The sequence below is a fragment of the Enterobacter sp. AG326 genome (genome assembly GCF_004362415.1).
In the GTDB taxonomy this organism is placed as follows: domain Bacteria; phylum Pseudomonadota; class Gammaproteobacteria; order Enterobacterales; family Enterobacteriaceae; genus Enterobacter; species Enterobacter asburiae.
This window is the reverse complement of the sequence record NZ_SNXG01000001.1, coordinates 239,386-266,043: the sequence shown is the minus strand read 5'-3', so window position 1 is coordinate 266,043 and position 26,658 is coordinate 239,386. Positions and strand designations below refer to the sequence as shown.

Here is a 26,658-nt window from a genome sequence, read left to right as displayed (position 1 = left end):
AGCCATAAACTGCCCGGCAATTCTCGTGCCCCATCGTTTCAGAGGTACGGACCATGTTCGAACTCGACGCGTTCCATCTGGCCAGAATTCAGTTCGCTTTTACCGTCTCGTTTCATATCCTTTTTCCTGCGATCACCATCGGCCTCGCCAGCTATCTGGTGGTGCTGGAGGGCATGTGGCTGCGCACCAAAAACGACGTCTGGCGATCGCTGTACCATTTCTGGCTCAAGATATTTGCCGTTAACTTCGGGATGGGTGTCGTTTCCGGGCTGGTCATGGCGTACCAGTTTGGCACCAACTGGAGCGGGTTCTCACAGTTCGCGGGCAGTATTACCGGCCCACTCCTGACCTATGAGGTGTTAACCGCCTTCTTCCTCGAGGCCGGTTTCCTTGGCGTCATGATGTTCGGCTGGAATAAGGTCGGCCCGGGCCTGCACTTCTTTTCAACCTGCATGGTGGCGCTCGGCACGCTGATGTCGACCTTCTGGATCCTCGCGTCCAACAGCTGGATGCATACGCCGCAGGGCTTCACTATTGAAAACGGACAGGTTATCCCGCAGGACTGGCTGGCGATCGTCTTTAATCCCTCCTTCCCTTACCGCCTGATTCATATGGCTATCGCCGCGTTTCTGAGCAGCGCGCTGTTTGTCGGCGCGTCGGGCGCATGGCACCTGCTGCGCGGTAACGATACCCCCGCCGTCCGCACCATGTTTTCCATGGCGATGTGGATGGCGCTGCTGGTCGCACCCATCCAGGCGGTCGTGGGCGATATGCACGGTCTGAACACGCTTGAGCATCAGCCGGCCAAAATTGCCGCCATCGAGGGGCACTGGGAAAACCCGCCCGGCGAGGCCACCCCGCTGCTGCTGTTTGGCCTGCCGGATATGGACGAAGAGCGCACCAAATATGGTCTGGAGATCCCCGCGCTCGGCAGCCTTATCCTGACGCACAGCCTGGATAAGCAGGTCCCGGCGCTGAAAGATTTTCCGAAAGAAGATCGCCCAAACTCGACCATCGTTTTCTGGTCGTTCCGCGTCATGGTCGGGATGGGGCTGCTGATGATTACCCTCGGGCTTATCAGCGTCTGGCTGCGCTATCGCCATCGCCTTTTCCACTCGCGCCCGTTCCACTGGTTTGCTCTCTGCATGGGGCCTGCCGGGCTGCTGGCGCTGCTCGCCGGCTGGGTGACCACCGAAGTGGGCCGCCAGCCGTGGGTGGTCTATGGCTATCTGCGCACCATCGACGCGGTATCGCTGCACAGCACCCTGCAGATGAGCATCAGCCTGCTGGCGTTCTTCGTCGTCTACACGTCGGTGTTTGGCGTGGGCTATGTTTACCTTATCCGGCTGATTAAGAAAGGACCGCAGCCTGTCGATACGCTGACGTCAAACACCTCGGGCACACCCGCCCGTCCGCTGTCTGCCGCTGAGTCTGTTCCTGAAGAGGAGAGAACCTGATGGGCGTCGATATCTCAGTGATCTGGTTTGCCATCATCGTCTTTGCCACGCTGATGTACATCATTATGGATGGCTTTGATTTGGGCATCGGCCTGCTGTTTAACTTCGTGGGCGATGCGAAGGAGCGGGATGTGATGGTCAACAGCGTGGCGCCGGTCTGGGACGGCAACGAAACCTGGCTGGTGCTCGGCGGCGCAGGGTTATTCGGCGCCTTTCCGCTGGCCTATGCTGTGATTGTGGATGCGTTGACCATTCCCCTTACCGCCATGCTAATTGGCCTGATCTTTCGCGGCGTCGCCTTTGAGTTCCGCTTCAAAGCCACGCCGTCGCACCGAAAGTTCTGGGACTACTCGTTTGCGGGCGGCTCTCTGCTCGCGACATTCAGCCAGGGCATCGTCGTGGGCGCAATGATCAACGGCTTTGACGTTGAGGGCCGACGCTTTGTCGGCTCCGCGCTTGACTGGCTCACCCCCTTCAACCTCTTCTGCGGTATCGGGCTGGTCGTCGCCTACACGCTGCTGGGCACCACCTGGCTCATCATGAAAAGTGAAGGCGCGCTGCAAATCCGCATGCGCGAGCTGACCCGCCACGTGCTGCTGGCGCTGATGGTCGTCATCGCCGTGGTGAGCATCTGGACGCCGCTCGGCTGGCAGTACGTGGCAGACCGCTGGTTTACCCTGCCCAACTTCTTCTGGTTCCTGCCGGTGCCTCTGCTGGTCGGGCTTTTCAGCGTGCTGATCTGGCGCCTCACCCGCAACCCGAATAGCCACTCTCGCCCCTTCCTGCTGACGCTGGGGCTTATTTTCCTCGGGTTTAGCGGGCTCGGCATCAGCCTCTGGCCGAACATTATTCCGCCGCGCATCACCCTGTGGGAAGCCGCGGCCCCGCCTGCCAGCCAGCTGTTTATGCTGGTAGGCACGTTGCTGATTATTCCGGTGATCCTGGTGTACACCGCCTGGAGCTACTACGTCTTCCGGGGCAAAGTGTCGGATACTGAAGGCTATCACTGAGGAACGCTATGACCGACTGGCATACACGAGCCATTATTTATCAGATTGATACCGCGCTATTTTATGATTTGAACGGCGATGGCTGCGGGGACATCGCCGGGATCGCGGCCAAGCTGCGCTATATTCGCCGCATGGGGGCGACGGTCATCTGGATCACCCCGTTTTACCTCACGCCCTTTCTCGATGAAGGCTACGACGTCAGCGACCACCTCCAGGTGGATCCCCGCTTCGGAAAACTGGCCGATATCATCGCCTTTATCGAACAGGCCCGCGAGCTTGGCATGCAGGTCATTATCGAGCTGCTGATCCAGCACACCTCGGACGCGCATCCCTGGTTCCAGCAGGCGCGCCGCAGCCCGGCGTCACCCTATCGTGATTACTACCTCTGGTCGGATAGCGACGAGGACGATACGCCCCCCATGTTTCCCGGCGTGGAAAAGAGCATCTGGACCTGGGACGACGAGGCGGGACAATACTACCGGCACATGTTCTATCGCCACGAGCCGGATCTGAACCTTACCTCGCCCGCGGTGCTTAAAGAGATTGAGAACATCATCCTCTTCTGGCTCAAGCTTGGCGTGTCGGGATTTCGCCTCGACGCCGCGTCCCACCTCACCACGCAGGCGGGAAACGGCGATGAAAAAAAGGGGCTGTGGATCCTCGAACATATGCGGCGTCTTATCGAAGAGCGCAATCCGGACGCGATCCTGCTGGGTGAAGTGGACGTAGACGTTGAGACCTATAAAGACTACTTCGGCAATAATGACCGCCTGAATCTGGTGCTCAACTTCTGGCTCAACAAGTATTTCTACGTCAGCCTGGCCCGCAAAAGCGCCCGCCCGCTGCGCAATGCGGTGAAGAAGATGATCGTCCCGCCTGATGCCTGCTGTTTTGCTAACTGGCTGCGCAACCACGACGAGCTGGATCTGGAAGGCATTAGTCAGAAAGACAAACAGTTTGTCCTCGACACGTTTGCCCCTGACGAACAGATGAACGTCTATCAGCGCGGGATCCGCCGCCGCCTGGCGCCGATGCTCAACGGCGATCGGAAGCGACTGGCGTTCTGCCACGCGGTGCTGTTTTCCCTGCCGGGTGTCCCGGTGATGCGCTATGGCGACGAGATCGGCATGGGTGACGACCTGGCTCTGGAGGAGCGCTACGCCGTCCGCACCCCAATGCAGTGGGCGGGGTCACAGGGAGGCGGTTTCTCCGCAGCAGACCCTGAAAAATTTATCGCACCGATTATCGACCACGGCCCTTACCGCTATCAGAAAGTCAACGTCGCCGATTCGCTGCTTCACCACAACTCGCTTCTGCACCGGATCATCGATATTGCTAATACCCGCTCGGAGTTCCCCGAAATTGCCGTTGCACCCTTTCGCCTTATCACAATCGATGATGACGCGGTGCTGGGGCTCTATTACGAGACCGACGAGCGCAGCATCCTGACCTTCGTCAACTTCAGCGACCAGCCGGTGCAGTTCACCGCAAAAGGCATCCGCAACGCCACCTGGACCGCCTGTCTCGAGGACAAGCGCTACGATGACGCGCTGATTTGCGGCAAAACCGTTCAGCTCACTCTTGGCGGCTACGGCTATCGCTGGTTCTGGACGCACCGTAGCGCGCTGCGCTGACTAGGGTTTCCGGCGGGTTATCAGACGCGTCAGCACTATCCCAGCCACCGCGAGGGCGCCCAGCGCCACCTTACCCGGCATGCCGGAGGTGACGGACGGCGCGCGGGTTTTCGCCTCGTCAGTAAAGCGACCGTGGATTTTATGCAGATCGTTAACCGGCTGGTCGAGGTAGTCCCGGCGATCCGGCGCGTTGAGATCGTCGGTCATCTGCCCTTCCCACGCCTTTTTTACCATCAGCCGGTCAAGAAAGCCGGGGAAGAAAAATTGCCCGACGATTGACTGGATGGTGCTGCTGCCTACCCACAGCTCGCGAACCGGTTTTTGCGCCACCCTGAAGATGGCGCTGGCGGCCACCTCGGGCTCAAAGACCGGCGGCACCGGACGCATCGCCCAGGCAAACTTATTCCTCGCCCATTCGAACTGCGGGGTATTGAGTCCGGGCATCTGGACCATCGAAAGCTGAACCCGGCTGTTCTCATGCATCAGCTCGGTACGCACCGCATCGGTGAACCCGCGGATCGCCGCTTTGGCGCCGCAGTAGGCTGACTGCAGCGGAATGGAACGGTAGGCCAGCGCGGACCCCACCTGGATAATCACGCCCCTGTCACGCGGAACCATAAGTTCGAGCGCGGCGCGGGTGCCGTTCACGTAGCCGAGGTACGTCACGTCAGTCACGCGACGGAACTCGTCCGGCGTGAGGGTTCGGAACGGTGCCAGAACGGCCCCCATGGCGTTGTTCACCCAGACATCAATCGCGCCGAGGCGATACTCAATTTCGTTAGCGGCGTCCACCACCGCCTGGCTGTCGGCGACGTCCGCCTGCACGGCGTGGGCATTAACGCCAAAGCGCCGCAGCTCCTCCTGGGTGGAGTGCAGGCTAGCTTCATCGCGGGCGATGAGCCCCACGTCGTAACCCGCCTTTGCAAAGTGCAGCGCCGTGGCTTTTCCCACGCCCGCCGTTCCGCCGGTAATCACTATGACAGCCATAGAACCTCCCCGTGAGTTTAACCGTTATCCTCGTCAGACAATGCTGCCAGCAGCTCCGCCAGCGAGAAGTGCACCGCTTTTTCCACCACATCCTGACAGTCACCGGAGAAAAGCACGGTGCGGGTTTCCGTCTCGCCGCGTATATTCCACGCAAAGCAGACCGTCCCCGCCGCCGTGCCGTCGTCGCCCCCTTCCGGGCCTGCGTAGCCGCTGATGGCGATGCTGATATCCGCCTGGGCGATATCGCGAATACTGGCGGCCATCTCGGTAACCGTCTGTTCGCTCACGGCCGTAAACCGCTCAAGCGTCTCGGGACGCACGCCGAGGATCCGCATTTTGGCTTCGTCGCTGAACACGACCAGGCCGACATCATAAAATTCGGCGGTATTTTCCTCAGCGCAAAGCGCCACCGAGAGCTTGCCGCCCGTGCAGGATTCCGCGGTGGTTAAGCGGAGCCCGAGATCGGTTAATTTGCTCGCCAGCTTTTTTGTCAGTTCACCCACGGTATTATTACTGTCGTGAAAAAGATTGCTCATCTTGCCGCCTCTTATTTCTCGAAAGGAATGATTGAAATATGACCATTGCGCTCAAGTATGGCATATTTAATGTCGCTTATTTTCGTAATGCCATTATTTTGACGCGCTGACACCAGAATATCATCACAGGACACGTCAACTTTTTTCAGTTTATCGGCTAACGGCACGCCGTTCTCGACAAGAATAACAGGCGTACCATCCAGAATATTCTCCACCGGCGAGAAATATTTCTTCATCAACCCGAATATAATATCCACTACCACCAGCGTGGTAATGGTAATCATCGCGCCGGTGACGGAAAAATCTTGTCCGAGAAGCGCCTGCTGTGTGGCTTCACTAATTATCAAGAGCAGAATGAGATCGAAGCTGGTCATCTGCAGCAGCGCACGACGCCCGGCCACTTTAAATACCACCACGAGGAACAGATAAATAGCCAGCGCGCGAAAGACCATATCCATATCAGCCTCCTACGGGTAAACAAATTGCCAGATGTTAATCTCCGGCTCGCTGTTGACGCGGATGACGGTGTTCCATTTACCGGCTCTGGAAGGTGTCGTGAAGAGTAACACGGAGAAGCGGTCGGATTCTTTCAGGTTGTTATAGACAAAAAAGAGGGTCTTTCCGCGGCTGAACATACTGTCCGGCTGCGGCCAGACGCTGCCGGGCTCATACGCATCGCTGCTCTCGCTGGCCATGCTGAGGACATACTTCCCCTCGGCCTGCACCGGAAACGCGAGCTCCATCCGCGTCTCTGTCTCCCGCCGTCCAAAGCGTTCATAGTTTATGGTCAGTGATTTAGCGGAATTCGTTTTAACCGTGTCGCTGACCATTCCGCTGGAAAACAGACCGGCAATCGCCGCGACGATAATACCCAGCAGAACAATAAACCCCACCTGACGAAACACGTATTCAAACGTCAGCAAGCGATAACTCTCGTCTATCCCGGGTAACTTTTCATTTTCACGCTTCATGGCCATCGTCACCGTTTCGCTTATTATCCGATAATTTTGATTTCTAACGCGAATGTTTTTAGGACTTATCACATTTGCCACATAAAGGAATAGCAACAATACTTAATAAGTCAAGACACCCAAAATGAAGGATATCGGATGAAATTATCACTTGTTTCCGCTTTATTGATATTTCTGGTTCCGGCCGCATGGGCAGATAATAACGGGGGTTTACAAAAAGGCGAAGCACCACCGCCTCCCCACGCGCTTGATAGCGGATATCGCGGAACCGACGACGCGCGTATTATGACCATCAAGCAGGCAAAAGAATTGCACGATGGTGCGACAATTTCATTACGCGGTAATCTTATTGACGGTAGCGGCGATAAGTTTGTATTTCAGGATAAAACCGGAAAAATCGACGTTATTATTCCCCAGGCAGTCTTCGACGGCAGAACGGTAAAACCCGACCAGATGATCAGTATCAACGGTTCGCTTGATAAAAAATCCTCTCCTGCCGTCGTCCGTGTTGATCGTTTGCAGAAATAATTCAGCGAAGCGTTAACGCTGCAGTTATCCATCAAATCTCACCCCTTGGCTTAAGGAGTCAGCTATGAGTGATACTAAACAACGTACGAACGCTTACCCGCAGCCCCCGTTCCCGGAACAGCCGCAGACGCCGCCGGGACTGGCATCAGAAATGCAGCCCGTACCCGACCACGGGGAAAAAAGCTACAAAGGACATGGCCGCCTTGCCGGCAAAAAAGCGCTAATTACCGGCGGAGACTCCGGTATTGGTCGCGCGGTCGCTATCGCCTATGCGCGTGAAGGCGCTGACGTTGCCATCAACTATCTGCCTGAAGAAGAAAAAGATGCCTCCGAGGTCATCGAGCTGATTGAAGCCGAAGGTCGCAAGGCTATCGCGCTGCCTGGTGATGTCCGGGACGAAACGTTCTGTCAGAATCTGGTCGAAGAAGCCGTCTCGAAGCTGGGCGGGCTGGACATTCTGGTCAACAACGCGGGGCGTCAGCAGTTCCGTGAATCGCTTGAAGAACTGACCACCGAGGATTTTGACGCGACGTTTAAAACCAACGTCTACGCCCCTTTCTGGATCACCAAGGCGGCCCTGCGCCACCTGAAAGCCTCGTCCGTTATCATTAATACCTCCTCCGTTCAGGCGGTGAAGCCCAGCCCCGTTTTGCTGGACTATGCCCAAACGAAAGCCTGTCTGGCGGTGTTTACCAAATCCTTAGCCAAACAGCTGGGTCCGAAAGGGATCCGCGTCAACGCGGTTGCCCCTGGCCCTTACTGGACGGTACTGCAGTCCAGCGGCGGTCAGCCGATGGAAAAAGTGAAGGAGTTCGGTGGCGACACGCCGCTGGGACGTCCCGGCCAGCCCGTCGAGATTGCCCCGCTGTACGTCACGCTGGCCTCGGATGAATGTTCCTTTACGTCCGGCCAGGTGTGGTGCTCTGACGGCGGTGACGGCGTGATCTAAACCGGTAAACGACCCTCCTCCGCAATGAGCAATAAATGAACAAGGACGTTCGCTTATCGCCCCCTCCCGAAAAACATGTTGTAACTCAAACAGATCAAATGTTAAAAATATTTTGCTATCAGGTTATCAAAATTAAACAACTTAACTTGTCACCCGCATCGCTCTGTTTTTAACATCGCCTATGGAAAAAAATGGTCTGTTCAGTCAGCGCATACGCTTGCGCCATTTGCATACATTTGTGGCCGTCGCTCAACAGGGAACGCTGGGGCGTGCGGCTGAAACCCTTAACCTGAGCCAGCCTGCGCTCTCGAAAACCCTCAACGAGCTGGAACAGCTGACCGGTGCCCGTCTTTTTGACCGCGGGCGGCTGGGGGCGCAGCTTACCATCGTGGGCGAACAGTTCCTCACGCACGCCGTTAAAGTGCTGGATGCGCTCAATACCGCAGGCCAGTCCCTGCATCGAAAAGAAGAGCAAACCAGTGAGGTGGTGCGCGTGGGTGCTTTGCCTACCGCGGCGCTGGGTATTCTTCCGCCGGTTATCGGCCAGTTCCACAAGCAGCAGCGGCATACCACGATTCAGGTCGCCACCATGAATAACACCATGCTGCTCGCGGGGCTGAAATCGGGTGAACTGGATCTCGGAATCGGTCGCATGTCCGACCCTGAGCTGATGGGCGGTCTCAATTACGAACTGCTGTTCCTGGAGTCCCTGAAGCTGGTGGTTCGTCCCAATCACCCCCTGCTGCAGGACACGGTGACGCTTAGCCGCGTGATGGAGTGGCCGGTAGTGGTTTGCCCAAAAGGGACCGTTCCCCGCCAGACCGCCGAAACCTTGCTGCAAATGCAGGGGTGTACGCTGCCCTCAGGATGTATCGAAACGCTGTCGGCCTCGCTTTCGCGCCAGCTTACGCTGGATTATGACTACGTCTGGTTCGTGCCCTCCGGCGCGGTGAAAGATGATTTACGTCAGGGAACGCTGATCGCCCTGCCGATTACTTCCCCCGGCCCCGGTGAACCTATCGGCATTTTGACCCGCGTAGACACGCCGCTATCAACGGGCGCACAGACGCTGCTGAGCGCTATCCGTAAATCAATGCCGGTATAAAACCTTTTTCACCCCTCACCCTAACCCTCTCCCCTTAGGGGCGAGGGGACTAGCCCATGCGTTAATCAAATAATGCGGAATAATCCATTAACAATTGCGTAAAACAATTTAACAGTTTTATCATAGCGTCGAATTCACCAAATGGTTCGTAAATCATTTTGTAACTCCGAATTCACCCGTATTAATCATTCTTCCCTCCGCATTTATTACCCAACTGGTACACACCCAGCTCGACGGGGGGATCTTAAGGAGACAGAAATGGCATTTGGCAGCGCGCCACGTGGGATACCGCGTATCCTGCAGTGGCTTCTTGCCGGACTGATGTTGCTCATCGGTCTGGCAGTCGGCGGGCTGGGCTTTAAGCTCGTCACCGTAGGCGGAAGTGGATTCTTCCTGATAATGGGCGTGGTGATGGTGATTGCCGCGATCCTGATTTTCCTCAATCGCAGCAGCGGGATCGTGCTTTACGGCATCGCCTTTATTGCCTCGCTGTTCTGGGCGGTAAGCGATGCGGGCTGGGATTTCTGGCCGCTTTTCTCTCGCCTGTTTACCTTTGCCGTACTGGCCTTCCTCTGCGCCATCGTCTGGCCTTTCCTGCGCGCGGCAAACCACAGCGTTGCGAACAAGGCGCCCGCTTTTGGCGTCGCGGCCGTGCTCGCGGTGGCGATGCTGGTCAGCCTGGGCTGGATGTTTAAGCCGCAGACCCTCGTGGCAGCGAACGAGCCCGTTCCGGTGAAACCCGTCGCCCCAGGCGAGCAGCAAAAGAACTGGGAGCACTGGGGCAATACCACCCACGGCGACCGTTTCGCCGCGCTGGATCAGATTAACAAGCAAAACGTCCGCGATCTAAAAGTCGCCTGGGTTGCGCACACCGGCGATATTCCGCAGAGCAACGGCTCCGGCGCGGAAGATCAGAATACCCCCTTACAGGTTGGCGACACGCTGTACGTCTGTACTCCATACAGTAAAGTGCTGGCGCTGGACGTGGATTCCGGCAAAGAAAAATGGCGCTACGATTCCAAAGCCACAGCGCCTAACTGGCAGCGCTGCCGCGGTCTGGGCTATTTTGAAGACCATTCAAGCGTGACAACGTCACAGACGGAAACAAAGCCTGCGGCATGCCCACGCCGCCTGTTCCTGCCGACCACCGATGCCCGCCTGATTGCCATCAACGCGGATACCGGCAAGGTCTGCGAAGACTTCGGCGACCATGGCACCGTAGATCTGAGCATCGGCATGGGCGAAATCAAGCCCGGGTATTATCAGCAGACCTCCACGCCGCTGGTCGCAGGCAATGTTGTTGTCGTCGGCGGTCGCGTCGCGGATAACTTCTCCACCGGCGAACCGCCGGGCGTAGTTCGCGCCTACGACGTTCACACCGGTAAGCTGGCGTGGGCGTGGGATCCGGGTAATCCGAACCTGACCGGCCTGCCGCCGGAAGGCCAGACCTACACGCGCGGCACGCCGAACGTATGGTCAGCAATGTCTTACGACGCTAAGCTGAACCTGATCTACCTGCCAACCGGCAACGCCACCCCGGACTTCTGGGCGGGCGAACGTACCGCGCTGGACGATAAGTACAGTTCCTCCATCGTCGCCGTGGACGCGACCACCGGTCAGGTGCGCTGGCATTTCCAGACGACACATCACGACCTGTGGGACTTTGACCTGCCTTCCCAGCCGCTGCTGTACGATCTGCCAGACGGTAAAGGCGGCACCACGCCTGTGCTGGTGCAGACCAGCAAGCAGGGCATGATCTTCATGCTTAACCGCGAAACCGGCAAGCCGGTGGCGAAGGTAGAAGAACGTCCTGTCCCGGCGGGTAACGTTGAAGGTGAACGCTACTCTCCGACCCAGCCGTATTCCGTGGGCATGCCGATGATTGGCAACCAGACGCTGACCGAATCCGACATGTGGGGGGCGACGCCTGTCGACCTGCTGCTGTGCCGTATTCAGTTTAAAGAGATGCGTCATCAGGGCGTCTTCACCCCGCCGGGTCTCGACCGTTCCCTGCAGTTCCCCGGCTCTCTCGGCGGGATGAACTGGGGCAGCGTCTCCGTTGACCCGAACAACAGCCTGATGTTCGTCAACGATATGCGCCTGGGCCTGGCAAACTACATGGTGCCGCGCGCTAACGTGGCGAAAAACGCCAGCGGCATCGAGATGGGCATCGTACCGATGGACGGTACGCCGTTCGGCGCGATGCGCGAACGCTTCCTGTCACCGCTGGGCATTCCGTGCCAGAAGCCGCCGTTTGGCACCATGTCGGCCGTTGACCTGAAAACCGGCAAGCTGGTGTGGCAGGTGCCTGTCGGCACGGTGGAAGATACCGGGCCGCTGGGCATTCGCATGCACATGCCAATCCCAATCGGCATGCCGACGCTGGGCGCATCGCTCTCTACCCAGTCCGGCCTGCTGTTCTTCGCCGGCACGCAGGATTTCTACCTGCGCGCGTTTGATACCGCCACCGGGAAAGAGATCTGGAAAGACCGTCTGCCTGTCGGCAGCCAGTCCGGCCCGATGACCTACGTGTCGCCGAAAACCGGTAAGCAGTACATCATCATCAACGCCGGGGGCGCTCGCCAGTCGCCGGATCGCGGTGATTACGTTATCGCGTACGCATTACCCGATAAGCAATAAGATGTGAAAAAGGGACCGAAAGGTCCCTTTTTTTGCACGGTGGCGCTTCGCTTACGCGGGCCTACGGATATACGTAGGTCGGGTTAGCGAAGCCGCCACCCGACAAAACACGCCACTCAGAACGTCTCCCAGTTATCCCCGGAAACCGTCGCCGCCGGGCGCAACGGTGCGTTCTTCGCCACTGGCGCAGACATCACCGCGCGGCCCGACTTTGCACCGCTCAGACGAAACGCCCCGACCGCCTCGGTCAGACGCGCGCCCTGTTCTTCCAGAGACGCGGCGGCCGCAGAGGCTTCTTCCACCAGCGAGGCGTTCTGCTGAGTTACTTTATCCATCTCTGAAATCGCCTGGCTCACCTGCACGATACCGCGGCTCTGCTCATCGGACGCGGCGGCAATCTCCAGCATGATGTCGGTCACGCGCTTAACCGCCTCGACGATTTCATTCATGGTATTACCGGCGGCGACCACCTCACCGGAGCCCTGGTCGATCAGCGAGACCGATTCGTTAATCAGGCTTTCGATCTCTTTTGCGGCATTCGCACTGCGGCTTGCAAGGGTTCGGACTTCGCTTGCCACCACGGCAAACCCGCGCCCCTGCTCGCCCGCACGCGCCGCTTCTACCGCCGCGTTAAGCGCCAGGATATTGGTCTGGAACGCAATGCTGTTGATGACGGCGGTGATCTCAGAGATTTTTTTCGAACTGGTGGAGATATTGCCCATGGTTTTGACCACGCCGGAGACCATCTGGCCGCCGCGGCTGGCTTTCCCGGAGGCATCTTCCGCCAGCTTGCTGGCATGATGGGCGTTATCGGCGTTCTGCTTCACCGTCGCGGTAAGCTGTTCCATGCTTGCAGCGGTCTGCTCAATGGCGGCGGCCTGCTGCTCGGTGCGCGAGGAGAGATCGGTGTTACCGGCAGAAATCTCGCTCGTGCCGCGGTAGATCTCCTCCGCCCCCTGACGTACGGTGCCCACGGTGTTTTCAAGCGAGTGCTGCATGGTTTGCAGATCGCGCGTCAGGCGGCCAATTTCGCTGCGCCCGGCCACGTCGTCCGGCATCGTCAGGTCGCCTTTGGCGATATTCTCGATACGTTTCGCTGCACGCTGCAGCGGATTAATGACCGTGCGGCGGAGCACGACAAAGGTCATCGCCGTCAGCACCAGCGCCAGCGCAAACGCGCCCACCATAAACATCAGGCCCAGCTGCGTGCGGCTGTGCGCCTGCGCCGTCAGCGCATTGGCACGCTCGGTACGGATCTTGATCGCCTTCAGCAGCACGGCGTTGTATGCGTCATCCAGCGGGCGCGCCGTTTCGTTTTCGTGGTTGATAATCGCTTCGAACATGCCGTTTTTGGCAAATTTCACCATCGGCTGCATGCCCGCAATATAGGCGTCGTACCGCGCCTTGAGATCCTCATCCAGCGCTGCCCCCTCAGCGGTACGCACGGCACGATTCATATAGGCGGTAAAGCTCTCCTGGGACTGCTTAATACGCGTTTCCGCCTCGCTGATGTTCTGCTTCATCGCATCCATCTCCGCGATGCGGCTTGCCGCACCGGCGTGGATCAGATTGATACGCGCGGTTCGCAGATGGTTTGAGCTGTTCGACAGCCCCATACGCACCTGAATTTCGGATGTGACATCCTGCTGATCGTTATCGGCCTGCAGCAGGAAATACCCCGCCAGACCAGAGCTCAAGGCGAACAGAAGAATAATGCCACCGAGAATGGAGGAAAACAGCGGAACCAGCCTGATGTGATGCAAGAAGCTCAGCTTGCGCTGCGCCTGCATCGAAGTAGTGTTGTCCATGACCGTCGACTCTCTTGTAGGTAAGATGCGTAAAAACATGCGTGTTAAATAGTCATCGGCACGGTGGGGATTTAGATTACGGCTAAAAACGCCGCACTGGTCACACTTTAGAGAAGATTATTAAAGAAACGCCAGCGGTGAAAAACCGCTGGCAGAAGAGTTACTTGTCGCCGAAATGAATGACGGTACGGATGGATTTTCCTTCGTGCATCAGATCGAAAGCTTCGTTGATCTGCTCCAGCGGTAAACGGTGGGTGATGAACGGGTCGAGCTGAATCTTGCCGGCCATAGCATCTTCAACCATACCCGGAAGCTGGGTACGGCCCTTCACGCCGCCAAAGGCGGAACCGCGCCACACGCGACCGGTGACCAGCTGGAATGGTCGGGTTTTAATCTCCTGGCCCGCGCCGGCCACGCCAATGATAATGCTCTCGCCCCAGCCTTTGTGGCAGCATTCGAGCGCGGAACGCATCACGTTCACGTTGCCGATACATTCGAAGCTGAAGTCAACGCCGCCGTCGGTCAGCACAACGATGACGTCCTGAATCGGTTTTTCGTGATCTTTCGGGTTAACGAAATCGGTCGCGCCCATTTCACCCGCCAGCTTGAATTTCTCCGGGTTGGTGTCGACCGCGATGATACGACCGGCTTTCGCCTGCACCGCGCCCTGAATGACCGCCAGACCAATGCCGCCGAGACCGAACACCGCCACGGTGTCGCCCTCTTTGACTTTTGCCGTGTTATGCACCGCACCAATGCCGGTGGTTACGCCGCAGCCCAGCAGGCAGACTTTATCCAGCGGCGCCTGCGGGTTCACCTTCGCCAGCGAGATCTCCGCGCAAACGGTGTATTCGCTGAAGGTGCTGGTGCCCATGTAGTGATAAACAGGCTCGCCGTTATAGGAGAAACGGGTGGTACCGTCCGGCATCAGCCCTTTCCCCTGAGTGGCGCGAACTGCCTGGCAGAGGTTGGTTTTACCGGATTTACAGAACTTACACTCGCCGCACTCCGCCGTGTACAGCGGGATAACGTGATCGCCCGGCTTCAGGCTGGTCACGCCCTCGCCCACTTCCACGACAATCCCGCCGCCTTCATGACCCAGCACCGCCGGGAAGACGCCTTCCGGATCGTCACCGGAGAGCGTAAACGCATCGGTATGGCACACGCCGGTATGGGTGATTTTGATCAGCACTTCGCCTTTCTTCGGCGGTGCCACGTCGATTTCAACGATTTTCAGCGGCTGGCCGGGACCAAATGCAACTGCAGCGCGAGATTTCATCATGTCTTCCCTTTTTGTCAGGTGTGTGGGTTTATTTTAGATAAGAGCGCAGCAAATGGCCGACTTCTGCCATGCGTACGGCTCGCTGATCCGGCGTGGTTTCCCCCGTCACCAGCTCATCTTTGAGGTGAATTTCAACCATTTCGCCCATCAGGCCATTGGCAGCCCCGCGCACGGCGGCGATTTGCTGCAGAATGGCCAGACAGGGATCGCCCGACTCCAGCGCGCGCTCAAGGGCATCAACCTGGCCCCGAATGCGGCGGACGCGAGTAAGAATACGTTTTTTATCTTCGGGTGAATGCGGCATACGCCCTCCTGATACTATAGGGGGGTATGGTATTTTAGTTATCCGGCGATGTAAACCTTCCATTTTGGGATGTGATGGAAATAACACACCTTCAGGAACTCATCACCCGTGCAAATAAAGTACAGTAAGGTATAACAAACTGAAATATATTGTTTTTCAATAACATTTATTGCCTAAAAGGATGCAAACTCTCGTTGTTTAGTGACGTTTTCATACACAACAGGAGTTAACACATGGCATGGGACAAACATACAGCGGCGGGACATGCTCTGATGCACAACGTTCTCTTGATATGCCTGTTACTAACAGGATGTTCAACACAAATGGATACGCCTGAAAAACGTACACATGACTTTTATATGTTCTACCTCACGGCTTTCGTCACAGACAGTAAAGAAGATAATCTCGATTCACCAAAAATGCGTGGCTATGTTGCGCAAGACACGCTCCTCCGATTGCAGAAAATTTCCTCTCTCTATGAGCAGGAAATTATCGGTTCCGACTATTTTACCTATACGCAGGACTATGCGGCGGAGTGGATCCCTGACCTAAGCGTAAGCAACGCGATAAATTCTGCGTCCGGAAAAGTTGTTAACGTCGACCTGGGTGCAGGTAATGGGCAGAAACAGCGGTTAAACGTATATCTGCGCAATGAAGACGGTAAATGGAAAATTTATCGCGTCACCGATGTGAGCCATCATTTTGAACAGTATATTTTTGACGACAGGGCGATTGCAGCCGCACAACGATATACCGCTAGTATAACGTCGCCCTAATCTCTCCTTTCTTGTGCCATGCCAGGGTGTATGTCCTGGCATTTGTGTTTTCATATTTTACCCGGCATTGACGAGCCCTTGTTCACACCGGCTACGCGATCAAACCAAAACATCAAACACACCTTTAGATAAGAGCCACTTACTCTGACGAGCGTTCCCGGGTAGCCTTCTGTAACACGAAAACAGAGTGGTGAATTAAACATCACAATGATTGTTCTGTAGATAAACCAACCCACGGAGATAAAATGCTGGTACTTTTTACAATGTTTATATTTTCACTGACGCTTTCGTTTTCTCCTGGCCCCGTTAATATGGTGATTATCTCGTCTGGTGCCGTTCACGGTTTTAGAAAGACCTTCTCATTTGTCTCCGGTGCAACATTAGGGTTTACGTTATTACTTATCTTTATATGTTTCGGCTTTTACGCTGCAATCGAAAAATATCCCGTATTTTTCAGGTATCTTAATATTGCCGGTTCTTTATTTATCATGTATCTGGGCTATAAGATAGCGTCGTCACGGTCCGATATATCATTAACAAAAACGGATGCACCCGGTTTTGTTCAGGGTTTTGTCATGCAGTGGATCAACCCAAAAGCATGGACCGCGTGCGCCTCTGGGGCAGCGATGTTTTCCGAACCCTCTACCCCTGTGACAGCTCTCGTCTTTATCACGGTCTATTTTTTAGTCTGTTACCTGTCGCTTTCTGCATGGGCATTGATGGGAGAAAAGGTGTCGACGCTGCTCAGGAGCACGCGGCAGCTCCGTACGTTTAACGTGTTGATGGGCGGACTGTTGCTTATTACGGCGTGTTACATGCTCTTTTTAGCATTTTAAACCCGTTATAACGCGTGAAACTCAATTGCGTTATAAATATCATTAATCAATTTGTAGGCAATACTGCTGGTCGACATATTAGAGGGCCATACGGCATAGACTTTCAGCGGTTCTAATGACCAGTCTGGAAGTATTTCCTGCATTTCTCCACGCTTAACGTCCTCTTCGCTTAAATAGCGAGGAGGTGCTGCAAGGCCAATTTGTTGTCTGGCAAGGGCATAAGCGGCTTCGACATTATCTACATACACCGTGGGCGTATACGTCACGACAGCCACTTCCCCATTTTTATGCCGGAATTCCCGGTTATTCTGCCTCATATTGAGTCCAATCCATGGCAGTCGCACCAGGTCATCAGGATGCGTAATCGTCGGGTAATGGCTGAGTAAATCACGGGAAGCAACTACCTGGCGCGGGAGCACAAAAAGATGGCGCGCTTTAAGTGAACTGTCCGGAAGCTCGCCGATTCGAAATGCCACATCGATACCGTCGGCAATAATATCTCTGCGCGTATCGCTGTAAGAGATATTCAGTAAAAGGCCCGGATGACGTTTTATAAAATCGGCCAGATGGCGAGTAAACGCACTCTTCAGAAAAACGGCAGGAAGAGAAATAGTCATCTTATTGGCCGTTGAGATCGAACGCTGCTTAAATTCAATGACCCCCTGCTCATAAAGCGCCAGCATCGATTTGGCCGTTTCCAGCAAATTGGCGCCATCGTGAGTCAGAGAGAGTTTACGGGTGTTTCTGTAGAGCAATGCGCAGCCAAGATTTTTTTCCAGCTTTGATAAATGCGCGCTTGCCGTTGCAGTTGTAAGCCCTAACGCTTCTGCCCCACCTGAAATGGATCCTGCCTCAGCAATCTTTGCAAACACTATCAGATAACGGATGTCATCAATCATTTATCGTCCTGTTGCGACGGCGTTCCTGCGAACTATGCGTTTAATCATAGAGTTACGATATCGTACTTTCCTCCCCGGCCGCATCTCTTTTTACTGTGTGGACTTTAGCGCCCTACCCATTTTGCGAGGCGCTGCAGCGTCAACCCGGCGACATCCTCTCCTGGGAGCCGGACTGCCCGGAATGACGCGCCTGCGCCAGCGTTTGCAGCTCCTCCTTAAGCCAGCGGGTCGCGCCCCGCTGGCCGCTGCGTTTATGCGAGTAAATTTTCACTTCAAACGTGCGTATCGAAAACGGTAAAGGAAAAATCCTCAGGTCCGCTGCCGCAGCCAGCTTCTCAGCGGCAAACCGGGGGATCGCCATCAGCAGGTCGCTTTCCGCAACGATAAACGGCGCGCTCAGCATCGACGGCGTTTTGATCGCGATTTGTCGGGTATAGCCCAGCTGTTCGAGCCGCACGTCCAGAACGCCCTGCTTTTCATTCCATGGCGTCACCACCAGGTGTCGGGCCGCGAGATAATCCTCCAGCGTGAGACGCGTCCGGCGCGCGTTGCTGATGACCACATACTCATCTTCAAACCAGTCGATCTCTTCCAGCTCCGGGTGCCGGATATCATCCTGAGTGCTGAACCCCAGCGCAAGATCCACTTCGCCCGCCAGCAGTTCCGTCAGCGCCGGGCTGTGCGGCAGATAGCGCAATTCGAAACGCAAACCCGGGGCCGCAAGCTGCAGTTTGTGCATCAGCGCCGGGAAAATGCACAGCGCGGTAAAGTCCGTAATCCCAATTTGTAGGCTTTCGGTACTGCTGGCCGGGTCAAACTCCGGCTGCGGGGTCAGCTCATGATTCAGGAACGACAGTGCGGAAGCAATGGAAGGCGCAAGCTGAGTGGCATACACGCTGGGGGACATGCGATGCCCTTCCCGAAAAAATAGCGGGTCATTAAGGGTGATGCGCAAACGCGACAGCGCATGGCTCAGTGCCGATGTGCTCATCGCCAGCTCATCAGCGGCCAGCCGAACGGAACGGTGGCGGTAAATCGCGTCGAAAACGGGCAGCAGGTTTAAATCAAGACGCCTCAGTACTGGATGCATAATATTCATCATTTGTTGATTTCATTGCACTTAATTCTTCGGACAATACTCCGTATGCTTAACGCCATCAATCGAACACAGGCTAAAACACAGGAAAAACAATGAGCATCACCATTCGTCAGGCCCGCCCCGAAGATGCGGCGGCAATATACGCCATGATCTACGAGCTGGCGGTGTATGAAAAAGCGCCGGAAGAGGTGGTTACCACGCCGGAGGAGATCCGCGAAACGCTCTTTGACGCAGGCACAAAAACCGAAGCGTTGATCGCGGAGTTTGACGGCAAGATAGCCGGGTATGCCGTGTTCTTCACCAGCTATTCGACCTGGCTAGGACGCAACGGGATTTATATGGAAGACCTGTACGTTTCTCCGGATTATCGCGGTAAAGGCGCGGGAAGAGCGCTGCTGAAACATATCGCGCAGCTCGCGGTAAAACGGCAGTGCGGTCGCCTTGAATGGAGCGTCCTGGACTGGAACCAGCCCGCCATTGATTTTTACCTGAGCATAGGCGCGCTGCCGCAGTCCGAATGGGTTCGCTATCGTCTTGATGGCGACGCGCTGCTGAAATTTGCTGAATAGCGACACGTGGTACCGGAGAAGATCCCGCCCCGCGGGATCGCTCTGTCCTGCCTTGATCCCGCCTCAACAGATTCAGAATTTATGCTACCCTTCCATAAATTTCATAAACATATTGCAGAACGCCATGACGACAGCCCCTTTTATCCGCCCACAACTTTCCCTGCCAGACGGTGCCGACAAGCTGCTGTTGCACTCCTGCTGCGCCCCCTGCTCGGGTGAAGTGATGGAGGCTATCCAGGCGTCGGGGATTGACTACACGATTTTCTTCTACAACCCCAATATCCATCCACAAAAGGAATACCTCATTCGGAAGGAGGAGAATATTCGCTTTGCGGAAAAACACGGTGTGCCGTTTGTTGATGCCGATTACGACACCGATAACTGGTTTGAGCGCGCGAAAGGCATGGAATGGGAACCCGAGCGTGGCGTCCGCTGCACCATGTGCTTCGATATGCGTTTCGAGCGTACGGCGCTCTATGCGGCAGAAAATGGATTCAGCGTCATCAGCAGCTCGTTGGGGATCTCCCGCTGGAAAAACATGCAGCAGATAAATGACTGCGGCCAGCGTGCTGCCGCGCGCTATCCGGGTATGGTTTACTGGGACTATAACTGGCGTAAACAGGGCGGCTCTTCTCGCATGATTGAGATCAGCAAGCGGGAGCAGTTTTACCAGCAGGAATACTGCGGGTGCGTTTATTCGCTCAGGGACAGTAACCTGCATCGTAAGTCTCAGGGCCGCCCGCTGATTCGCATCGGGAAACTGTATTATGGTCAGGATGACAATGAGAAATAACGGGTTCCCGGTATAGAGATATATCCGAAAACAGCCCTGACATGTACCGAATTTAGCCTTACGTCTCCCACATCCACAAAGAGCGGCTATCCTTTAATTATCAACAAAAGGAGGCAAAAATGTCTGATTTCGGTACTGATAAAAACACCCAGTTTGCTGAAGATAAAGCAAAGAATAAATTTGACGAGCTTGCAGGTTCAGCGCAGCAGCAGTTTGGCGAATTCGTCGATTCACCAAAGCATCAGGTAAAAGGTGCGGCTAAAAAATATGCCGCACAGGCCAGCGATGCCGTCTCCGACGTCACTGAAGCTGTCAGAAATAATCCCCTCACCGGCCTCGTCGCAGCGGGTGCGGTCGGTATTGTTCTCGGCCTGCTGCTGGGTCGAAAATAATAAAAGGCCCTTCGGGGCTTTATTTTTTCTTAGCTAAAAATCCTGACCATGCGGTCTAACTCTTCCTCTTTCACGGCCCGCGATAAATAATATCCCTGAAAGTTTTTGACGCCCAGCGCGACTAATTTTTCAAACTTTTCTTCACTATCAACCCCCTCGGCAATACAGTCCGTTCCGGTCATGTCGCTGTAAAGCTGTATCGCTTTAATCAGGTTATAGTCATTATCGTTTGCCACAAAATGCTCAACGATGTCGCGATCCAACTTGAGTCCATCAAAATGCACCTGCCGCACCGGGAACATGGTTTGATGATTAGAGAAACAGTCATCCAGAAACAATCGACACCCCGTATTACGTAAATGCCGCATGGTTTCAGGGATCCTCTTGTCCTTCGTCACGTCAATATCTTCTGCGAATTCAAAGACCAGCTTTTCGGCCCACTGAGGTTTGAGCAGCATGTCGATAGCTTTCTTTGCCATATCGGGCAATGCATTTCCGGAGGCCAGACGAGGCGGAATATTCACAGAAAAATAGTATTTACCGTTATACTTATTAATCCCGGACACGGCGGCATGAATGACTAACGCTGTTATTTTCAACCATATCTCATGGTTTGAAATACCCGTGAGAAAACTGGCCGGCTTGACAATTTTACCGTTTTTATTCCAGCGAATCAGTATCTCAAAGCCTACGCCTTTTTTGTCACGATCGGTAATGATCTGATAAGCAGGGAAGATCTCTTTTTTATATAATGCATTAAAAATCTCTGTTTCCTTATCCGTAAACTCCGTGTTTTGACTCCGCCGCTTGATACTTCTTTCCGCATTGAAATTGTGCGAATCGTGTAGCCACCGCTTAATTAAGCGTAATTTCAGCACGCCTTCCTTACGGTGCGTATAAACCGTTTTATTAGAAAGCCCCATTTCATCGCACATTTCTTTTACGGACATGCCGCGGTAGAAATTTAATAAAACGTCAATCTCTCTTTTTGTTAACCACTTTACGTTGTCTTGCGAAGAATTATCCTTGTAGCGATCGCGTAATAAATACGAACGATCCTTAAAAACATGATGGTGCGTTTGAAAACCAGTGACGACATCCGAAACGCGGGCTATGCGAATCAAAGATAATTGATAACTATTATTTAAAAGACTGCCCAGGGTGCGATATAGCCAGCCATCCGGTATGTCGCCATACAGGGTAACGCGTCGAATAACGGGAAGTGCATTGAGCACGGATGCCAGTCGCTTCAGGCTCTCCAGGAGGCTGACGATACCTTTTCCGAGAAACACCACAACATGAGCATTCTGATTTATAAGGATATTTTCCAGATTCTGCTGGGATGCCTCATCCCCGTCAAAGTGAATATGCGAAGCCTGTATTCCGTACTGGTTAAGGATCAGACGATATCCCTGGAACGTAAAACCGCAGGCGGAGATGACAAATTTATGTTCATCGCACGCCTCATTTCTGAGAGAAATTTTGTGGGTCATAAACTGCTCCTGGGCACTAAGGCGCCATTTCCATTTGTGAATACGTAAAATTTAACGCACCTGTTATAAACATTAATTTTACAGTACCGCCTCAGGGTAAGAAACAGTTATCAGCTGAACTCACAGGAACATCTTTGCGTTAATCACCGTCATTTAAATATACTTTTCTTTGCAAATAACACCGGCAAACATCTTATTCTCAGGGTATAATGAAAATTCCGAAAAGAAGAGTGGACACTTCATCTATCGGCTCATTCAAATACGAGAAAAATGCTATGGATAATCACATCTCATCCAGGGCCTTGCTACATCGAAGGGATGTTATAAAGAACAATCCGCGATTCGGTGAGGCAATATTAGAGCACTACACAATTAATGACACCATCTACAAAAAACAACCTTTGTTCTACAAGACAATGCTGCAGGAATCACGATTTAACATTATTCTCTCCATGTGTTGTTTTATTTTTGGAAATCAGGCCGAGTCAGTTTCAGAGATTAAAGAGCTATGTTCTCGCTACAAAATAGCCAGCCCCAACAGCGTGATTGCGATCATTACGATACTGAGAACCACCGGGCGCATCAGGACCTGGCGCTGCACGGATGATCGACGCAAAACGAGAATCGCGCCAACTGAAAAAGGACTCAATGAACTTAAGCGTTATATGTCCGGCGCTTTTTTGCCCGTCAGCATTCTTTATCCGGCATTTAATATTAATGTTAACCTGCTGGATAATGATATTTTGAGAAACAACTTCTTCCGCCGCGCGGCTGAATATCTTTTTCGCGGATTAACGTTCAGAAAGGTGTTGCCTGAGGTAGGATTATTTATCGATAAAGATGGCGGCCGTATGATTATGCTTTATATCTATCTGCAGGCCATGAAAAATAAATCCGCTCACGGTGCGGTCATTGACTATTCAGCCAGCACGCTCGCAAAAGAATTTTTTGTTTCACGCATCCACGTCAACCGAATTATCAAATCGGCACAAGAGGCGGGTTATCTTAAAGATCGTGGTGATGGTCGGATGTCGATATACCCGGCGTTTATCGACCTTGTCGAAAATTATGCCGGTTTATATTTTGCGTATGTTACGCATTACATCAACGTTGTGCCTAAAGAGCGACGCCACGCTCACAGCGTGACGTCAACCGTATAATCCAGCAGGCGTTCGGAGTTCCGAACGCCATTCCCCTATCGTTCCCGCAGCGCCTCTTTCGCCTTGTTCAGCGGTTTCAACAGATAATCCAGAATGGTTTTGCTGCCGGTTTTAATATCAACGGTGGCAATCATGCCCGGAAAGACCGGAAATTCCTGACCCTGCTTATTGGTCAGATGGTTACTGTCGGTACGAATATAAACGCGATAGTAATAGACATCCCTTTTCACCTCATCCTGCAGGGTGTCCGGCGAAATCATGGTCACTTCCCCTTCCAGCCCGCCGTAAATGGAGTAGTCATAGGCCGTAATTTTCACCAGCGCTTTCTGGCCGGGATGGATAAACGCCACATCGCGCGGCGAGATTTTCGCTTCGACCACCATCTGATCGTCAAGCGGGACAAGGCTCATCAGCTTGCCGTTCGGCGGGATAACGCCTCCCACGGTAGTGACGTCAATATCCTTCACAATCCCGCGAACCGGGGCATTAAAGGTCAGCCGGGTCAGGGAGTCCTCACGCCCTTTCATCACCGAACGCTGCGCTTCAATCTCCGCATTGGCTTTTGCCAGCTCCTCACGGGCACGAACGTAATACTGGTTTTTCATCTCGGTGATTTTATTCTCAAGCTCATTTTTTTGACGCTCAAGACGTAACACCTCAACCTTGCTGGCCGCTCCCTGAGTCACCAGTGGACGAGTTAACGACAGCTCGCGCTGCACCAGTTCGGCACCCTGACGCAACCCGGCCAGCCCTTTTTCGAGACTTTCACGGCGGGACTGGTAGAGCGCCGTTTCCTGTTTGACCAGCTCAACGTCGTCATCCAGCTCGTCCGGAAACGCGAGCTCCGTGTCGTTCACCTCGGCCTTGAGGCGCGCAGCGGTTGCCAGCGCCGCATTCAGGCGAGACTCGCTCTCCAGCACGCTCGACTCGGTTTTTGTCCGGTCAAGCTGCGCGAGCTGCTGCCCGCGTTCCACGATGTCGCCTTCGCGCACCATCAGGCTGTGGATGATGCCGCCTTCCAGGGACTGGATGACCTGCTCATGCGAAGACGGTATCACCTTGCCGCTGCCGGTCGTCACTTCATCAAGATGGAACAGGCTTGCCCAGGCGATAAACACCGCCAGCAGGGCGAACAGGGACCATGCCACCAGCGACGAGCGCGGCAGGCGCGGCTCCTTCAGTCGGCTATTGAAACGAGAGAAATCATTCATGCCGCGCCCTCCTCTGCAACCGCCGCCGGCTTCATGGTCACCGTACGCTGCGCGGCTTTCTGCGGCGCCATGCCGTGCTGATGCAGGATCGCATCGCGCGGGCCGTCCATCACCACCTTACCGTTTTCCAGCACGATGATGCGGTCGACCAGGTCCAGAATCGGCAGGCGATGCGTCGCCACGACCAGCGTCCGGCGTTTACCCAGCCATTTGTGAAGATGCTGAATAAACTGCTTCTCACTCATTTCGTCCAGCCAGGCGGTAGGCTCATCCAGCAGCAGGATATTCGGGGAAGTGATCAGCGCGCGCGCCAGCAGCAGCGCCTGACGCTGGCCGCCTGAGAGGCCAGCCCCGCCCTCGTTGATGATGTAGTTCAGCCCCATTTTCTGCTTGCGCACAAACTCCAGCGCGCCGCTGTTAACCAGCGCCTGATGAATCTCATCATCGGTGGCTAACGGGTTCCCCATCAGGATGTTGTCCCGCACGGAGCCAAAGAACAGCCGGGCCTGCTGGCTGAGCAGCTGCATGTCGCGGCGCACGTCGGCCGGGTCCAGATGATTGAGGGCAATATCGTCGAGCAGGATGCTGCCCTGCTGCGGCTCCTGCATGCCCGCCAGAAGCTGTAACAGCGTGCTTTTACCGGAGCCATTGCGCCCGAGCACCGCCACGCGCTCTCCGGCGCGGATCTGCAGCTTGCTGATGTTGAGCACGGTGAGTTTTTCTTCCTCGTCGTAATAAAACCCGACGTCCTCAAGCGCATAGTCGCCGCGCAGGTGGGCTTTGTGCACCTTCTTGCCGTGCTGCGGATCGTCAATCGGGCGCTGCATCAGGTCGTCCAGCCCCTTGCGGGCCACTTTTGCCGACTGCCAGCGCGAAAGCACGCCTGAGATCTGCGACAGCGGCGCGATGGTGCGCGACGCCAGAATCGAGGTTCCCACCAGCGCACCGGTAGTCATGTCGCCGCTGATGACCAGGTAACAGCCCACCAGCAGTACCACCGCGTAGACGATGGACTGCACCTCCTGAGTCCATGTCAGCAGTAACCCCGTCAGCCAGCGCTGCTTCATGCCGACGCTGGCGGCAACGTCGTTGGTATTATTCCACTGGTTCTGGAAACGCTGCTCGGCGCGCATCAGCTTGATGTCTTCAATGCCCTGCACCGCTTCCACCAGGGTGGCGTTACGGATGGCGGATTCACGCATCCCTTCGCTGGAGAGTTTCCCCAGCGGGCGCTGCACCAGCAGGCCGGGGATGAGCAGCAGCGGCACGGCGAGCAGGACCACCAGCACCAGCGGGCCGCCAATCATCCACAGAATAAAGACGAACAGCAGGAAGAACGGCAGATCGGAAATCGCCGCAATGGTGGTCGAGGTGATCAGCTCGCGCACCGACTCCAGCTCGCGGATCTGGGCGATAAAGGATCCGGTGGATTTGGATCGCGCGCCGTTTTTAATCCGCAGCGCGTGGGCAAACACGCGTTCAGAGATACGCAGGTCGGCGCGCTTCCCCACCACGTCAGAAATATGCACGCGCAGCATGCGCATGATGAATTCGAACACGATAGCGATCATCACGCCGCCAAACAGGACCCACAGAGTGGCTTCCGACTGCGACGGTACTACCCTGTCGTACACCTGCATGGAGAAGACCATGCCGGAGAGCGCCAGCACGTTGGCCACCAGCGCCACCAGCATAATATCGCTGTAGCGTCGCCAGTCCTTCAGCGCCAGCTGCCAGAACCAGTTTTTCTCATAGGGTTTGATGTAGTCGTCCACGCGGGCATCCGGCGTGGATTCGAGCGGGCGCAACACCATCAGCCCTTTTAACCGCGCCCCGAGTTCGTCACGCGTCAGCGTGGTCTCCAGGCCGCCGTCGCCGCTAAACTGTAGGCTGACGTTGCCTTCGCTGTCCATGCGGTTAATGACCGCGATTTGTCCGCCGGTGAATTCCGCCAGCAGCGGCAGGCGCCACGGATCGAGGGATACCGCTTCAGCCGCCACCATACGCATCCCCAGCCCAAGCTGGCGCGCCATCTCTTCCAGCACCAGCTGGCGCGGAGACTGGCTTTCGTGGTTAATCGTGACCCGAACATGCTCCGCTGAGAAATCCAGCCGGTAGTGTTTAGCGATGATAAGCATGCCCTGCAGCCAGGGTTCGTACTGTGGATGTGTCTTCATAATGCTACGTCCTGTCCAGAGCGGTAATTTCGCACTGAAATG

The 26,658-nt window shown here is 55.1% G+C and carries 25 protein-coding genes; 13 read left to right on the top strand and 12 right to left on the bottom strand.

The genetic code is table 11. The features are described from left to right. The first annotated feature begins 53 nt into the window (after positions 1-53). Genes DFO52_RS01220 through DFO52_RS01210 form a run of 3 tightly spaced genes read left to right on the top strand, consistent with a single transcriptional unit; the run spans position 54 to position 4,101 of the window. The gene (locus tag DFO52_RS01220; RefSeq protein ID WP_029739598.1) at positions 54-1,457 is read left to right on the top strand and encodes a cytochrome ubiquinol oxidase subunit I; all 1,404 of its coding nucleotides are present in this window, start codon (positions 54-56) and stop codon (positions 1,455-1,457) included. Further along, entirely contained in the window at positions 1,457-2,467 is a 1,011-nt protein-coding gene (gene cydB, locus DFO52_RS01215; protein WP_133548910.1) for a cytochrome d ubiquinol oxidase subunit II, read from the top strand. Before DFO52_RS01220 ends, cydB begins: the two co-directional genes overlap by 1 nt. A gap of 8 nt (positions 2,468-2,475) precedes the next feature. Further along, on the top strand, positions 2,476-4,101 hold the full coding sequence (locus tag DFO52_RS01210; protein ID WP_133548908.1) for an alpha-amylase family protein: 1,626 nt from the start codon (positions 2,476-2,478) through the stop codon (positions 4,099-4,101). On the opposite strand, the gene DFO52_RS01205 is transcribed toward DFO52_RS01210, so the two are convergent. The 4 genes from DFO52_RS01205 to DFO52_RS01190 are packed head-to-tail and all read right to left on the bottom strand — an operon-like array spanning position 4,102 to position 6,595. After that, positions 4,102-5,088, bottom strand: a complete 987-nt coding sequence (locus DFO52_RS01205; RefSeq protein ID WP_133548906.1) for an SDR family oxidoreductase — start codon at positions 5,086-5,088, stop codon at positions 4,102-4,104. Between the two features lie 17 nt (positions 5,089-5,105). After that, positions 5,106-5,624: a 2-oxo-tetronate isomerase gene (locus tag DFO52_RS01200; protein WP_133548904.1), complete on the bottom strand. Its 519-nt coding sequence runs from the start codon at positions 5,622-5,624 to the stop codon at positions 5,106-5,108. Between the two features lie 11 nt (positions 5,625-5,635). Next, positions 5,636-6,082, bottom strand: coding sequence for a YetF domain-containing protein (locus DFO52_RS01195; RefSeq protein ID WP_047060810.1), 447 nt, complete (start codon positions 6,080-6,082; stop codon positions 5,636-5,638). Positions 6,083-6,091: 9 nt separating this feature from the next. Further along, positions 6,092-6,595: a hypothetical protein gene (locus DFO52_RS01190; protein ID WP_133548902.1), complete on the bottom strand. Its 504-nt coding sequence runs from the start codon at positions 6,593-6,595 to the stop codon at positions 6,092-6,094. A 138-nt stretch (positions 6,596-6,733) separates the two neighbouring features. Here DFO52_RS01190 and DFO52_RS01185 point away from each other — a divergent pair, with 138 nt between their 5' ends. The 4 genes from DFO52_RS01185 (at position 6,734) to DFO52_RS01170 (ending at position 11,817) form a co-directional block, all read left to right on the top strand. Next, positions 6,734-7,123: a YdeI family stress tolerance OB fold protein gene (locus tag DFO52_RS01185; protein ID WP_029739605.1), complete on the top strand. Its 390-nt coding sequence runs from the start codon at positions 6,734-6,736 to the stop codon at positions 7,121-7,123. Between the two features lie 64 nt (positions 7,124-7,187). After that, positions 7,188-8,072, top strand: a complete 885-nt coding sequence (locus DFO52_RS01180; protein ID WP_133548900.1) for an SDR family oxidoreductase — start codon at positions 7,188-7,190, stop codon at positions 8,070-8,072. 181 nt (positions 8,073-8,253) lie between these two features. Next, the gene (locus tag DFO52_RS01175) at positions 8,254-9,177 is read left to right on the top strand and encodes a LysR substrate-binding domain-containing protein (protein ID WP_038417503.1); all 924 of its coding nucleotides are present in this window, start codon (positions 8,254-8,256) and stop codon (positions 9,175-9,177) included. A gap of 258 nt (positions 9,178-9,435) precedes the next feature. Beyond that, positions 9,436-11,817: a glucose/quinate/shikimate family membrane-bound PQQ-dependent dehydrogenase gene (locus tag DFO52_RS01170; protein ID WP_133548898.1), complete on the top strand. Its 2,382-nt coding sequence runs from the start codon at positions 9,436-9,438 to the stop codon at positions 11,815-11,817. A gap of 116 nt (positions 11,818-11,933) precedes the next feature. On the opposite strand, the gene DFO52_RS01165 is transcribed toward DFO52_RS01170, so the two are convergent. The 3 genes from DFO52_RS01165 to DFO52_RS01155 all read right to left on the bottom strand — a co-directional run bounded on the left by DFO52_RS01165 (position 11,934) and on the right by DFO52_RS01155 (position 15,211). Then, positions 11,934-13,625, bottom strand: a complete 1,692-nt coding sequence (locus DFO52_RS01165) for a methyl-accepting chemotaxis protein (RefSeq protein ID WP_133548897.1) — start codon at positions 13,623-13,625, stop codon at positions 11,934-11,936. A gap of 160 nt (positions 13,626-13,785) precedes the next feature. Next, positions 13,786-14,904, bottom strand: a complete 1,119-nt coding sequence (locus DFO52_RS01160) for an S-(hydroxymethyl)glutathione dehydrogenase/class III alcohol dehydrogenase (protein WP_133549826.1) — start codon at positions 14,902-14,904, stop codon at positions 13,786-13,788. 31 nt (positions 14,905-14,935) lie between these two features. Continuing rightward, complete coding sequence (locus DFO52_RS01155; protein ID WP_003857256.1) at positions 14,936-15,211, bottom strand: metal/formaldehyde-sensitive transcriptional repressor; 276 nt, start codon at positions 15,209-15,211, stop codon at positions 14,936-14,938. Positions 15,212-15,444: 233 nt separating this feature from the next. Between DFO52_RS01155 and DFO52_RS01150 the strand changes: the two genes are divergently transcribed. Then, complete coding sequence (locus DFO52_RS01150; protein WP_243737931.1) at positions 15,445-15,987, top strand: YbjP/YqhG family protein; 543 nt, start codon at positions 15,445-15,447, stop codon at positions 15,985-15,987. 245 nt (positions 15,988-16,232) lie between these two features. Further along, positions 16,233-16,823 carry a LysE family translocator gene (locus tag DFO52_RS01145; protein WP_133548895.1) on the top strand — a complete coding sequence of 197 codons (591 nt, stop codon included), beginning with the start codon at positions 16,233-16,235 and terminating at the stop codon, positions 16,821-16,823. 5 nt (positions 16,824-16,828) lie between these two features. On the opposite strand, the gene DFO52_RS01140 is transcribed toward DFO52_RS01145, so the two are convergent. Beyond that, positions 16,829-17,722: a LysR family transcriptional regulator gene (locus DFO52_RS01140; protein WP_133548893.1), complete on the bottom strand. Its 894-nt coding sequence runs from the start codon at positions 17,720-17,722 to the stop codon at positions 16,829-16,831. Between the two features lie 139 nt (positions 17,723-17,861). Next, positions 17,862-18,824 (bottom strand): LysR family transcriptional regulator, encoded by a 963-nt coding sequence (locus DFO52_RS01135; RefSeq protein ID WP_133548891.1) that lies wholly within the window; start codon positions 18,822-18,824, stop codon positions 17,862-17,864. A gap of 89 nt (positions 18,825-18,913) precedes the next feature. On the opposite strand from DFO52_RS01135, the gene DFO52_RS01130 reads away from it, so the two are divergent. From DFO52_RS01130 to DFO52_RS01120, 3 genes are all read left to right on the top strand, one after another. Next, positions 18,914-19,390: a GNAT family N-acetyltransferase gene (locus DFO52_RS01130; protein WP_029740546.1), complete on the top strand. Its 477-nt coding sequence runs from the start codon at positions 18,914-18,916 to the stop codon at positions 19,388-19,390. Positions 19,391-19,514: 124 nt separating this feature from the next. Then, a complete protein-coding gene (locus DFO52_RS01125; protein ID WP_023335645.1) occupies positions 19,515-20,183 on the top strand; it encodes an epoxyqueuosine reductase QueH in 669 nt (222 codons plus the stop codon). A gap of 119 nt (positions 20,184-20,302) precedes the next feature. Continuing rightward, complete coding sequence (locus DFO52_RS01120; protein ID WP_023311651.1) at positions 20,303-20,575, top strand: CsbD family protein; 273 nt, start codon at positions 20,303-20,305, stop codon at positions 20,573-20,575. 29 nt (positions 20,576-20,604) lie between these two features. On the opposite strand, the gene DFO52_RS01115 is transcribed toward DFO52_RS01120, so the two are convergent. Then, positions 20,605-22,068, bottom strand: coding sequence for an EAL domain-containing protein (locus tag DFO52_RS01115; RefSeq protein WP_133548889.1), 1,464 nt, complete (start codon positions 22,066-22,068; stop codon positions 20,605-20,607). A gap of 275 nt (positions 22,069-22,343) precedes the next feature. On the opposite strand from DFO52_RS01115, the gene DFO52_RS01110 reads away from it, so the two are divergent. Further along, on the top strand, positions 22,344-23,228 hold the full coding sequence (locus DFO52_RS01110; RefSeq protein WP_121931470.1) for a MarR family transcriptional regulator: 885 nt from the start codon (positions 22,344-22,346) through the stop codon (positions 23,226-23,228). 35 nt (positions 23,229-23,263) lie between these two features. Here DFO52_RS01110 and DFO52_RS01105 read toward each other — a convergent pair whose 3' ends face one another. After that, a complete protein-coding gene (locus tag DFO52_RS01105) occupies positions 23,264-24,439 on the bottom strand; it encodes an HlyD family type I secretion periplasmic adaptor subunit (RefSeq protein WP_048978818.1) in 1,176 nt (391 codons plus the stop codon). Continuing rightward, positions 24,436-26,616, bottom strand: coding sequence for a type I secretion system permease/ATPase (locus DFO52_RS01100; protein ID WP_029740550.1), 2,181 nt, complete (start codon positions 26,614-26,616; stop codon positions 24,436-24,438). The genes DFO52_RS01105 and DFO52_RS01100 overlap by 4 nt, the downstream gene beginning before the upstream one ends. Between the last annotated feature and the right edge of the window lie 42 nt (positions 26,617-26,658).